The sequence below is a fragment of the Draconibacterium halophilum genome, from assembly GCF_010448835.1.
In the GTDB taxonomy this organism is placed as follows: domain Bacteria; phylum Bacteroidota; class Bacteroidia; order Bacteroidales; family Prolixibacteraceae; genus Draconibacterium; species Draconibacterium halophilum.
The window spans coordinates 3,149,733-3,162,057 of record NZ_CP048409.1; the positions used below are offsets into that span (position 1 = coordinate 3,149,733).

Annotated in this window: 11 protein-coding genes and 1 pseudogene; all 12 read left to right on the forward strand. The window is 35.3% G+C overall.

Annotated elements, in window-relative coordinates:
• Nucleotides 1-911: 911 nt before the first annotated feature.
• Nucleotides 912-1,178 (forward strand): Wzz/FepE/Etk N-terminal domain-containing protein, encoded by a 267-nt coding sequence (locus G0Q07_RS12630; protein ID WP_163346467.1) that lies wholly within the window; start codon nucleotides 912-914, stop codon nucleotides 1,176-1,178.
• Between the two features lie 25 nt (nucleotides 1,179-1,203).
• Nucleotides 1,204-2,034, forward strand: a complete 831-nt coding sequence (locus tag G0Q07_RS12635; protein ID WP_163346469.1) for an exopolysaccharide biosynthesis protein — start codon at nucleotides 1,204-1,206, stop codon at nucleotides 2,032-2,034.
• 223 nt (nucleotides 2,035-2,257) lie between these two features.
• Nucleotides 2,258-3,049, forward strand: a complete 792-nt coding sequence (gene cysQ, locus G0Q07_RS12640; protein WP_163346478.1) for a 3'(2'),5'-bisphosphate nucleotidase CysQ — start codon at nucleotides 2,258-2,260, stop codon at nucleotides 3,047-3,049.
• A gap of 182 nt (nucleotides 3,050-3,231) precedes the next feature.
• Nucleotides 3,232-3,540 carry a DUF2061 domain-containing protein gene (locus G0Q07_RS12645; RefSeq protein WP_163346480.1) on the forward strand — a complete coding sequence of 103 codons (309 nt, stop codon included), beginning with the start codon at nucleotides 3,232-3,234 and terminating at the stop codon, nucleotides 3,538-3,540.
• A 176-nt stretch (nucleotides 3,541-3,716) separates the two neighbouring features.
• Complete coding sequence (gene cysC / locus G0Q07_RS12650; RefSeq protein ID WP_163346483.1) at nucleotides 3,717-4,331, forward strand: adenylyl-sulfate kinase; 615 nt, start codon at nucleotides 3,717-3,719, stop codon at nucleotides 4,329-4,331.
• Between the two features lie 327 nt (nucleotides 4,332-4,658).
• Nucleotides 4,659-5,785, forward strand: a pseudogene (locus G0Q07_RS12655) (DegT/DnrJ/EryC1/StrS family aminotransferase).
• Nucleotide 5,786: 1 nt separating this feature from the next.
• Nucleotides 5,787-7,226 carry a lipopolysaccharide biosynthesis protein gene (locus tag G0Q07_RS12660; RefSeq protein ID WP_163346485.1) on the forward strand — a complete coding sequence of 480 codons (1,440 nt, stop codon included), beginning with the start codon at nucleotides 5,787-5,789 and terminating at the stop codon, nucleotides 7,224-7,226.
• A complete protein-coding gene (locus tag G0Q07_RS12665; protein ID WP_163346487.1) occupies nucleotides 7,223-7,702 on the forward strand; it encodes a sulfotransferase in 480 nt (159 codons plus the stop codon). Before G0Q07_RS12660 ends, G0Q07_RS12665 begins: the two co-directional genes overlap by 4 nt.
• Before the next feature lie 441 nt (nucleotides 7,703-8,143).
• Nucleotides 8,144-9,343, forward strand: a complete 1,200-nt coding sequence (locus G0Q07_RS12670) for an ATP-grasp domain-containing protein (protein ID WP_163346490.1) — start codon at nucleotides 8,144-8,146, stop codon at nucleotides 9,341-9,343.
• Between the two features lie 64 nt (nucleotides 9,344-9,407).
• Nucleotides 9,408-10,409, forward strand: coding sequence for an NAD-dependent epimerase/dehydratase family protein (locus G0Q07_RS12675; RefSeq protein ID WP_163346492.1), 1,002 nt, complete (start codon nucleotides 9,408-9,410; stop codon nucleotides 10,407-10,409).
• 22 nt (nucleotides 10,410-10,431) lie between these two features.
• Nucleotides 10,432-11,358, forward strand: coding sequence for a sulfotransferase family protein (locus tag G0Q07_RS12680; RefSeq protein WP_163346495.1), 927 nt, complete (start codon nucleotides 10,432-10,434; stop codon nucleotides 11,356-11,358).
• Nucleotides 11,359-11,377: 19 nt separating this feature from the next.
• Nucleotides 11,378-12,325 (forward strand): glycosyltransferase family 2 protein, encoded by a 948-nt coding sequence (locus G0Q07_RS12685; RefSeq protein ID WP_163346498.1) that lies wholly within the window; start codon nucleotides 11,378-11,380, stop codon nucleotides 12,323-12,325.

A 12,325-nucleotide genomic window follows, 5' to 3' on the forward strand; every position in this document is an offset into this window, starting at 1 on the left:
CTTCGGGAGGTACGAGCGACGAAGCAGCCTCATCACTTTTTTACAAAAAATACTTTACCATGTGGAATAAAATCAAAGATTTTAATGCAAAGCATTATTCCACATACTTTATCGCACGAGTCTGCGAGCCGCAGGCGTGGCAGCCTCACTCCTTGATTACGAAACAAGAAAATACCTAAAATAATGACCGAAGAAATATAAAATTCAATGACACTAAACTTTCAGGAGTTTACGAACTGAATGTTTTTAGTGGAATTAATCCCGATCCGTCAGCTGACGGACATCGGGACCCTATTAACTCAGAATAATAAATTATGACAGACGATACAAAAAACAACCAGGCTCCTATGCAAGACGATGAAATCGACCTCATAGCCAGCGCCACCCTTTAATTCCCTAAAGGGGTCACCGCACAGGAACTATCGATAAATGATTAATAATGGAATATAAAATATACATCATCTAAAAGACTCTTTCAGTTCAGCGACACTAAACTTTCAGAAGCGTAGCGCACTGAAAGGTTCAAGTGGAGCTAATCCCGATCTTGAAAAGCATCGGAAGACCGGCCTCTTTTGGTCGAGTGCTGAATCAAAACAAAACCTTAGAGAGATCGGGAAGCTGAGAACTTGTTCGAAGATCACCCGACCGAACTTAGGTTTTGTAAAGATGAAGTGCAAAGAGCAAAAGGAGCCTTGAACTTTCTGTTTCGTCTTTGTTTCAAGACAAAGATGAAAGCCCGTCCGGCAGGACATACAGATTTGATATACTAAACAAAATACAATGACCGAAGAAATATAAAATTCAATGACACTAAACATTCAGGAGTTTACGAACTGAATGTTTTTAGTGGAATTAATCCCGATCCGTCAGCTGACGGACATCGGGACCCTATTAACTCAGAATAATAAATTATGACAAACGATACAAAAAACAACCAGGCTCCTATGCAAGACGATGAAATCGATCTGATCGCCTTAGCCAAAACCCTCTGGGAAAGCCGGAAATTCATACTAATAACGGTAGTCGTATTTATGGCACTGGGAGTAGCCGTAGCCCTTCTAACCCCAAAAGAATACACCGCCTCCACCACCCTGGTACCCCAGGTTTCCGATGGCTCATCAAAAATGGGGGACTCTCCTCGCTGGCGGCAATGGCAGGTTTTAACCTCGGCGACATGACAAACAACAGCGGGCAACTCTCCCCATGGTTTACCCGCAAATCGTAAAAAGTGTGCCTTTTCAGCTCGAATTGATGAACACCCCGTTTCAATTCCCGGAGCAAGACCAGCCACTTACTTTTTACACCTATTTTAACGAGGTAAAAAAGCCCGGAGCGCTTGGACTACTAAAAAAATACACCATCGGACTACCCGGTGTGATAGCTGAATCCGGAAACGACGATAATCAACAATTAGCCAGTGACCAGTCAAGCAACGACTATATCTCCCTCACCAAAGAGCAGGAAAAAATCCGTAAACAACTCGATAACACCGTAAACCTCGAAGTGAACGATAAAGACGGCTACCTCACCCTTTCGGCTACTACACTCGACCCAGAACTGGCAGCACAGCTCACCAAAAAAGCACAGGCTTTGCTGCAAAATACCATCACCGAGTTTAAAATAGAAAAAGCAAAAAACCAACTCGAATTTATTGAGGAGCGTTATAACGAAAAAAAGAAAGCTTTTGAAGAAGCACAGGCCACACTCGCCCGCTTCCGCGACCGCAATAAAAACGTTACCTCCGCCCTGGCACGTACCCAGGAAGAACAGCTGCAAAACGAATACCAGCTGGCTTTTGAAGTCTACTCGCAACTGGCACAACAACTCGAGCAGGCACAAATACAGGTAAAAGAAGATACGCCTGTGTTTTCAGTGCTGAAGCCGGTTACCGTGCCGCTGGAGGATGATACAAGTGGGGCAATGACGTTAATTATCTTTACTTTTCTTGGAGTGGTAACGGCCATCGGTTGGATATTTGGTAAGGAGTTTTTGGGAACTGTTAAAAAACAATGGAACGAACATCATCCAGAATAGTCAACCTAAGCGAACCTGTCCCGACAACAACGACGGGAGTCGAAGAGCGAACAAATACCTAAACAACTACTAAAAAAGCGAATACAATAAACAACAAGTTACAAGGCACTAGCTAACAGCTACGCGTTCCAAATTACGAGTCATTGTTCTCAGTGCTCAAAGTCTCACAGTCTCAGCGCACGTAGCTTACTATTTTTCAATTTTACAAATTATCAATTTTTGAATGACAATCATAGATACAGCAATACAAGCCGCAATAAAAGCCGGCGAAGAAATACTAAAGATTTACAACAATCCGAATACTGATCTTTCAGTGGAGAAAAAAGTCGACAATTCACCTTTGACCATTGCCGATAAAGCCAGTCATAATGTAATTGAAGCCACTTTAAAAGATACCGGTATGCCAATTCTTTCAGAAGAAGGAAAAACCATAGCTTACAGCGAGCGAAAACAATGGGACACCTTCTGGCTAATCGATCCGCTGGATGGCACCAAAGAGTTTATTAAAAAGAATGGCGAATTCACTGTAAACATTGCGTTAGTAAAAAACAATAAACCGGTTATGGGAGTCATCTTTGTTCCGGTTAGCGGCACCCTTTATTTTGGTTCATTGGAAGAAGGTGTTTGGAAACTGGAGGATGCAAAAGAACATTCAGATTTGGTACAGCTAAAATCTGAAGGACAACAACTCCCCGCACCACTAATCACCGAAGTATTAAAAGTGGTAGGCAGCCGCTCACACATGAGCACTGAGACAGAAGATTATATCAATAAACTTAAAAAAGAACATTCGCAGATTGAGATCATATCCAAAGGAAGCTCACTAAAGATCTGTCTGGTAGCCGAAGGCTCTGCTCATCAATACCCGCGCTTTGGCCCGACGATGGAATGGGACACTGCAGCAGGGCATGCCATTGCTAATGCAGCCGGGAAGAAACTCTGGTTGACAGACCTAAGTGGAGAACTGAAGTATAATAAGAAGAATCTGTTGAATCCTTATTTTATTGTGAAGTAAGCAGGGCAGTCATAAGATCGCCACGTCACTAAATACCACGAATCCGTGTACTTATTAATGAATTGGGAAAAAAACCTTCTCCACCATTAGGAGGAGTACTCTGGCGGAGAGACTCAGACTAAGGGGTAACATCTCCCCGGCAGAAAATTGATTTCCAACTTTTAACTTATACTTTATAAACCATGTCTGTACTACCTAGAAGACACCTGGCCAAAGCCATAACCTGGCGGATTATGGCCTCTATCACAACATTCATAATTGGATGGATCGTAACCGGAAGCCTTGATTTTGGAATGGCTATTGGAGCTGCCGACGTACTGATCAAGATAGTCCTGTACTACTTACATGAAAGAGCATGGTATCACTCCAACTTTGGTGTTATTAAGGATGGTAAACACATTTACAAACCTATATTTAGCTTTAGAAAAAAGAAAAAGGATTTACAGGAAGCTCCTTTCCCAGTAGAAACTGACGACAATTGTAATCAATAAATTCTTTTTATGAATGATGATTAGTGATTGTAGAAAGCGGCACAAATCCAAAATGTAGCAGTTTACTGGGCATTACCTCTAAACTTTGAGTCACGAGTTGCAAGTATCTTGCATCCTGCACCATACATCTGGCACCAAAACAAAAAGCGAACATACATAAACGAAAAAACACAACAATGACAAACCATATCTACACAACATTTGAACAGATAAAAGGAAGAGACGCCAAAGAGGTCTACCTAAAACAAAAAGGCAAGGTGATTTGGATGACAGGGCTCTCTGGCTCTGGAAAAACCACCTTGGCCAGTGCCCTTGAAAAACGACTCTTTGAACTTAACTACTTCTGCCAAATCCTTGATGGCGACAACGTGCGCTCCGGTATTAATCGTAACCTGCGTTTTACCGAGGAAGACCGTATCGAGAACATCAGGCGAATTGCTGAAGTAAGCAAACTTTTTATGAACTGCGGCATTATCCTTATTTGCGCCTTTATCTCCCCCACCAACGAAATGCGTGCTTTGGCCCGCGAGATCATCGGCGAAGACGACTTCTTGGAAGTATTTATCGACACCCCGTTGGAAGTCTGTGAGCAACGCGATCCCAAAGGATTATACAAAAAAGCCCGCACCGGCGAAATCAAGAACTTTACCGGTATTTCCGCTCCTTTCGAGATACCGAATCAGCCCTTTATGGTAGTAGACAACACCAATGCTGATATTAAAGCAACAGTTCGGGAAATGTTGAAGAAAATAATACCTCAGGTGAGGTGGGATCCATCTGAGATATTATAATATCAACCTTCATGAAATGCAAATACTCAATAAGCTTTACACCTCGGAATATTGGAAAAATTCTTTGATCAATTTTATTGGGTGTCTGTCCAGTAGAGTTTTTAAAAATATAATTTAGGATTTGTCAAAGATTTACCATAAGGATTTGAGGTACTTCAAAAATAACTACAGTAATTAAATTCGTTCAGGCCATCCAAAAACTGAATCAGCTTTTAAATTGCTTATTTGGAAGAAATAGCTGATAACGTTGAATGGATAAAAAATATTATTCAGATACAAAAGGCTTAAAGGAAGATACTTTGAATGCGTGCAAAGAATTATTAAGATATGAAAAAGAAAGTAAACCCTATCTACGTTACGCAACCTGCATTGCCATCCTTAGATGATTTCATCCCATATTTAGAAGAAATATGGGAAAATAAGATACTCACCAACAATGGCCCGTTTCACAAGCAACTAGAAAACGAAATGGCAAAATATTTGGGTGTGAAGCATGTTGCACTTTTTGCTAACGGAACTTTAGCTTTGGTTACCGCATTGCAAGTCTTGCGAATTACGGGCGAAGTAATAACCACTCCTTACAGCTTTGTGGCTACAACACACAGCCTCTGGTGGAATGGTATTAAACCCGTTTTTGTGGATATAGAACCAGAATATGGCAATATTGACCCGGAAAGTATAGAAGAAGCCATTACTCCACAAACTACCGCCATAATGCCTGTGCATGTGTATGGCAACCCTTGCAATGTGGAGCGTATACAGGAAATTGCTGATATTTACGGACTAAAAGTAATTTACGATGCTGCGCATGCTTTTGGGAATAGATATAAAGGTCAGAGCATTCTAAACTGGGGAGATTTATCCACCCTGAGTTTTCATGCAACTAAACCTTTCAATACCATGGAAGGGGAGCTATTATTTGCCATGATGATAAGACTAAACAACGTATCGATTACTTGAAAAACTTTGGCTTTGCAGGCGAAACAAAGGTCATGGCACCTGGCATTAACTCAAAAATGAATGAGATGCAGGCTGCTTTAGGACTATTACAACTCAAAAAACATCAGTTCAACATCGAACAACGGCAATTAATAGCCCATACGTACCGAAAAAACCTAGAAGATGTGAACGGTATAGATTTAATTAAAGAACCTAATGAAATAAAATATAACAGTATATCCTATTTCCCAATTTTTGTTGATGCAGAAAAATATGGCAAAACCAGAGATGACCTTTACAACCATTTAAAAGAAAATTACATTTTTGGACGGCGCTATTTCTATCCGCTCATTAGTCAATTTCCTACCTACCGAGGATTAGAATCTGCCAAGCCCGAAAACCTTCCGGTTGCAGAAGAAATGACCAAAAAAGTGATATGCCTGCCCGTTTATCCAGGTTTGGATAATGATCTGGTAAAAAAAATAACTACCATAATCCGGGATTTTAAAAATTAACATGAATTCAGGACTTAAACAAAAAGCCTTAACGGGTATCTTCTGGTCATTAGTTGAGAAATTTGGCAATCAAATTTCCCAAGTAATTATCGGAATTATACTCGCGAGACTATTAACCCCTGATGATTTTGGATTGATTGGAATGATAACCGTTTTTTTTGCAGTTGGCGAAATATTTATTGAAGGTGGTTTCAGACAAGCATACGTCCAAAAGAAGGAGGCAACAGACATAGATGCAAGTACTATGTTTTATTTTAACTTTTTTTCATCCTTAATTTTTTATTTGTTATTGTACACAACCGCTCCTCTGATTGCTTCATTCTATAATGAACCCCAATTAATTTTGATAATTAAGGTAATGGGGCTTTTTATTATCATACGTTCATTAAGCATAGTTCAGGAAGCCAAACTTGCCAAAAATGTTGACTTTAAGAAAAGAACAAAAATATTTACATCCGCATTTATTGTTTCAGGTATTAGTGCCGTAATTGCTGCGTATTCAAATATGGGTGTTTGGAGCTTGGTTATTCAAAGAATTATTAACGCCTCTTTTGTGGCAATAGCTCTATGGATTTTTACTGATAAAATAAAATTAAACAGTTTTAGTCTTACTTCCTTGAAATCCATGTTTTCATTTGGTTCTTGGATTTTGTTTCAGACAGTATTAGGTAGGTTTTTTGACAATTTATACCAAATAATAATTGGCAAATTTTATCCTGCGGCTCAAGTAGGGTTTTACACTAATGCAAAAAGATTTGAAAATGCCTCATCAGAAAATATAACATCTGCAATTGGTTCTGTGGCTTTTCCGGTATTTAGTAGATTCCAGAATGATACTAAAAAGTTAAAAAAAGCTACAAAGCAATATATGGAAAATTTGCTTTTTATAATTCTTCCAGTTATGATTATTTTAATGATAGTTTCAAAGCCTTTTATTATTATTTTTTTAACGGAGAAATGGCTACCAATGTTGCCTTATTTGAGATTGCTTTGTATCGTTGGAATACTTTATCCTATTAATGCCGTTTCTTCCAATGCGCTCTGGGGACTAGGTAAGTCAAAACTAAACTTCTACTATTCGTTAGTCACATTTACTCTTCGAATAATAAATGTCTTTTTAATGTATCCCTTAGGCGTTTCATATATAATTATTGGAGAGATTGTGCTTCGAATTGTAATATTTATTCTTAAAGGAATTGCAATGGGAAATTTGATATCTTTTGGCATAAAAGAACAGTTCCTTCTTATATTAAAATATATAGTTTTTGGTTTAGTTCTTATTATAGTAGGTGGATTATTAGCTATACAAATTGAGACACAAGAAATTGAATTTGTGGTTAATATTTTTCTTCTATCGGGAATATATTTATTATTAAATTATTTTTTAAATAAAGAACATCTAATGAGTTTTCTTTTGAATTTTAAATCTCTATACAAATGAATAATTTTATTAAAACAATAGGGGGAAAAATATTTATGAAATTTCCTTTTTCATTAAATATTTACAAATATCTCTCAAAATCGTATTATCGTATTAAAGTTAAGAATAAACAGAAAATATTTTGCATTGGTTTAAATAAAACAGGTACGACTTCAGTAAAAGAGGCCCTTGAAGAATTAGGTTACATAGTTGGTAATGAAACAGAAGCTAAAAAACTATTGAATGATTGGTTAAAACGAGACTTTAGACCTATTATCAAATATTGTAAATTTGCGCAGGCTTTTCAAGATTCCCCATTTTCATTTCCGTATACTTATATTATTTTAAATCATGTTTTTCCCAATAGTAAATTCATTTTAACAATTCGGGATGATGCGGAAGAATGGTACCGATCAATAACAAGATTCCATTCTAAACTTTGGGGAAGAGACGGGAAAATTCCAACAAAAGAAGATTTAAAAAGCGCTATAAATTAGACAAAAGGCCGACAATGGGTTGTGAACCAACAGCTTTTTAATATACCAGAAGATAATCCCTATGATAAAAAGCTATTGATGGAATTTTATAGTAAAAATCACACCTTCGAAGAAGGTGGCTTTGAAAAACCCCCAAAGGGGGTAGTGAAGAATATTATCTTTTCAAAATTATAAGCAAAATAGAACATTAATAATGCATAGATTATTAAAACAGAATTCAGGCATAGCCAACAGTACATTACCACCAGCAAAGCAGGTGGTTTTTTAAGTTGAAATAAATATAATAATGATGTAAAAGAATATTTTAAAAATAAACCTCAAAAGCTATTAATAATAAACCTTAAAAAGCATAATAGTTATATGGAATTCTGTAAATTCTTGGAAAAGCAACCTATTAGAAAAGAATTTCCATGGGAAAACAAAACATGATCAAATAAATATATGAAGAAATTACTCTTACTCGGGGGCTTAAGATATTTGATACCAGTTATTAATATCGCACAAGAAATGGGACTATATGTCATAACATGTGATAATGTACCTGGAAATATAGCTCACAAATATTCTAATGAATACCAAAATGTAAGTATTATTGATAAAGACGAGGTATTAAAGCTTGCTAAAGAATTAGACGTCGATGGTATTATGTCTTTTGCAGTTGACCCTGGGGTTGTGACAGCTGCTTATGTTGCTGAAAAATTAAACCTTCCTAAGCCTGGCCCTTATGAGTCGGTTAAAATTCTACAAGACAAAGCACTTTTTAGAGATTTCCTAGAGAAAAACAATTTTAATGTGCCAAAGGCAAAAGGCTATATACATTTAGATGAAGCTATAGTTGATATAGAAAAGTTTTCCTGGCCTGTTATTGTCAAACCAGTAGATTCGGCGGGAAGTAAAGGAGTAGGTAAAGTTGAGAATTATTCCGAACTGAGGGAAAAGATTCAAAATGCAATATCTCATTCACAATCAAAACAATTTATTATTGAAGAATATATTGAACAAAAGGGTTTTGCTTCCGATTCAGAAAGTTTTTCAATAAATGGTGAGCTAACGTTCTTTACTCTATCCAATCAGTATTTTGATAAAAACTCTGCTAACCCATATACTCCTGCTGGATTTACATGGCCATCTAATATGGCTGATAGACATAAAAAGAACCTCTCATCTGAAATTCAACGATTACTCAAATTGCTGAAAATGAGGACTTCAATTTATAATATTGAAGCAAGAGTTGGGAAAGATGATAAACCATATATTATGGAGGTTTCTCCCAGAGGGGGAGGTAATCGTCTAGCTGAGATGATAAAATACATAACGAATGTTGATTTAATTGAGAATTCTGTTAAAGCTGCCATAGGTGAGAAAGTTGATTTTATGCAATTACCTTCCGTAAATGAATATTGGGGTGAGATTATTTTACACAGTAATAAAGAAGGTATATTTCGTAAAATTGAAATTAGTCCTAATTTGGAAAAGTATGTTATAGAAGTTGATGTTTGGGTTAAGAATGGAGAATACATTAAACAATTTTTAGGTGCAAATGAAACAATTGGAACAATTGTTATTAGGACTGACAATAAAAATACTGTTGAGAAGTTTGTTTCAAATATTTGGAAATATATTGATATTATTGTTGATTAAACCTCCAGCTGATACTTTATCAAAGTTCGGTAAAATTTCAGATTAAATTTTAAAATAGGATATTATGAAAACGGTAATGGTAATAGGTGCAACAGGCACTTTAGGGACTTATTTTGTAGACCATCTTCATGAAAAAGGATATAATGTATGGGCAGTTGGTCGTAGAAATGTAAATGAAAGATATTATTCAGAGAGAGGTATTAAATCAGTAAAAGTAGACATAACAAATAAGGAAGACTTTAAACAATTACCTGATTCAGGTATTGACTCTGTAGTATTAATTGCAGGAGCTATGCCTTCTCGGATGATAGGGTATGATCCACAAAAGTATATAGATGTTAATGTAAAAGGGACATTGAATGTGCTGGAATATTGTAGAAATTCCAATGTACAGCAATTATTATTCACACAATCACATTCAGACGTTGCGGGTTATTGGAATACCGGTGAATATATAAAACCTGATGCTCCACGAAAACTTGTTTTAAAAGGGGATCACGCTGTTTATATAATAACAAAAAACGCAGCGGTTGATTTAATTGAACATTATCATCGGGATCACGGTCTTCGAACATTTATTTTCAGGTTGCCTACAATATACAATTATCGTCCTATTTTTGATATGTATGTCAATGGTAAAAGCGTTCCTATGGGTTACCGATTTTTTATACAAAAAGCAATAAACTCTGAGCCTATTGAAATTTGGGGAGATCCCAACAGAGCTAAAGACATCGTATATGTGAAAGATTTTAATCAGATGCTTAATAGAGCTATTGACTCTGATTTAGATAAAGGTTTTTATAATGTAGCTACAGGTAAACCAATTACACTTGAAGATCAAATAAGAGGTGTAGTGGATGTTTTTTCACCTGAAGATAAACAATCAGAAATTATTTATCGGCCAAATAAGCCAAGTCAAAACTCATATTTATATGATATCACCAACGCAAAAAAAGAATTAGGGTATCAACCAGAGTATAGCTACAGAGAAATGTTATGGAATATGAAAGAAGAAATGAAAGGCAGTAGATTTGACCACTTAAAAGACCTTGATGTAACTATTTAAATCTATAAATCAAAAATCTATTATGGATACTACTACTACTTTCATTTTTATAATAGGAGCACCACGCTCAGGAACTACTTGGCTTCATAAAATGATATCAGAACACCCAGAAGTATCAACATTTAATGGTTCTAATACTTTTTTACAAGGTTATATTTTCCCATTAATAGAAAAATATAAACATGAAAAAAAGGAATTTACAGAAAGAGGTTTTACAAGAGGTCTTCCATCTAAAATAACTCAAAAACAATTAAATTCACTAATAATTGAATATATACGAATTTTTTATCAGTTTATTCCAGAAAATAAGCAGTACTACGTAGAAAAGGCTACAGATCTAACCTCTGAACTTAACTCAATTAAATATTTTATTCCGAATTCAAAGTTTATTCATATTGTCAGAGATGGTAGAAATGCAGTCTTGTCAGAGGTGAAGATTCATAAGAAATATGAGATTGGAATTGATAATATTTTATTGGGTGCAAAGAAATGGGTTAGTCAAATATTGGATGTTAGAGAATATCAATCGAAACACAACCAAGATATAATTGAAATTAAATATGAAGATTTGTTCCAAAACACTAATCTTTATTTGACAAGAATATTTGATTTCCTTGGAGTGTCAAATGAAACAGGTTTGGTTACCAAAATAAGTGAAAAATACAATTACAAACGTAATATGGTAAGTATGCCAACAAATAATCGTTTGAGCTTTTCAGATGGTCTTTTTAACACGTATAAAAAAGAAATGAATTATTTTGAACTAACATTGTTTGAGTATTTAGCTTCTGATATATTGAAGGACTTTGGTTATGAGGTAGACAATAAGAGAATTAGTTTTATTTCAAATAGACTCATAAAATATGTTGTAATTCCTTACTTTAATACTAAATACTTTTTAAAAATATTAGCAAAGAAAATCAAAATAAAGCTGTCTAACATATCGTGATAATAATATAGTTGCTTTTATGAAAAGATATTCTACTCCAATACTCATTACTGTTTATAACCGAGAAAAACATTTTAAAAAGTGTATAGAATCATTAAAAAAATGCGAAGGAGCCGACAAGTCTCCTTTATACATTGCAGTGGATGCCCCATCGAAAGAAATCGATGTTGAGCCTAATAGGCAAATCAAAGAATATGCTAAGGCTTTAAAAGGTTTTAAGAAAATAGAAATATTTGAAAGAACTGAAAACAAAGGTCCAAGAAATAATGCAGAAACAGCGCGACAAGATATTTTTTCGATCTATGATAATTTAATAGTTTCTGAAGACGACAATGTTTTCGCTCCTGGTTTCCTATCATTCATTAATAAAGGACTTGATGTTTATAAGGACAGGCATGATATTTTTTCTATCAATGGCTATAGTCTACCTATTAATATACCAAAGAATTACTATAACGACATTTATATTTGGAAAGGATTTTCGGGCTGGGGTTATGGTATATGGAAAGATAAATACAATGCTGTTAGTTTCGAAATAGCTGATATAAGAAAATTTATTAAGAATTGCTCCAACATAAAAAATGCGAATAAAATAGCGGCTCATTATGTTCCCAACATGATTAATGCGGTTAATAAACAACAAATTCATGGAGATACATTTATTGTCAAGCATCTAATTGAGAATAATATGTACTCTGTATTTCCTTCCTATTCATTAGTGAGAAATATTGGCAATGATGGCTCTGGCGTTAATTGCGGTATTGACGTTGTATATAAAAATCAAAGGGTAAACAACAACTTTAAGTTGTTACCATTAAAAAAAGATATTAAACCGAATCAAAAGATATTAGATAGTATATCTAAGTTTTATAAGGGATCTTTTAAAAATATTCTTAAACGAAAAATCCAAATTTATCTTTTTTTGTTATTATCAAAGAAGCATTTGAGTTTTCTCAAAAGATTTTAA

Bases quoted from the DNA above. Each gene is read 5' to 3' on its own strand.
- G0Q07_RS12630 (WP_163346467.1), top strand. From the start codon at position 912: ATGACAAACGATACAAAAAACAACCAGGCTCCTATGCAAGACGATGAA.
- G0Q07_RS12635 (WP_163346469.1), top strand. From the start codon at position 1,204: ATGGTTTACCCGCAAATCGTAAAAAGTGTGCCTTTTCAGCTCGAATTG.
- G0Q07_RS12645 (WP_163346480.1), top strand. From the start codon at position 3,232: ATGTCTGTACTACCTAGAAGACACCTGGCCAAAGCCATAACCTGGCGG.
- cysC (WP_163346483.1), top strand. From the start codon at position 3,717: ATGACAAACCATATCTACACAACATTTGAACAGATAAAAGGAAGAGAC.
- G0Q07_RS12660 (WP_163346485.1), top strand. From the start codon at position 5,787: ATGAATTCAGGACTTAAACAAAAAGCCTTAACGGGTATCTTCTGGTCA.
- G0Q07_RS12675 (WP_163346492.1), top strand. From the start codon at position 9,408: ATGAAAACGGTAATGGTAATAGGTGCAACAGGCACTTTAGGGACTTAT.
- cysQ (WP_163346478.1), top strand. From the start codon at position 2,258: ATGACAATCATAGATACAGCAATACAAGCCGCAATAAAAGCCGGCGAA.
- G0Q07_RS12685 (WP_163346498.1), top strand. From the start codon at position 11,378: ATGAAAAGATATTCTACTCCAATACTCATTACTGTTTATAACCGAGAA.
- G0Q07_RS12680 (WP_163346495.1), top strand. From the start codon at position 10,432: ATGGATACTACTACTACTTTCATTTTTATAATAGGAGCACCACGCTCA.
- G0Q07_RS12665 (WP_163346487.1), top strand. From the start codon at position 7,223: ATGAATAATTTTATTAAAACAATAGGGGGAAAAATATTTATGAAATTT.
- G0Q07_RS12670 (WP_163346490.1), top strand. From the start codon at position 8,144: ATGAAGAAATTACTCTTACTCGGGGGCTTAAGATATTTGATACCAGTT.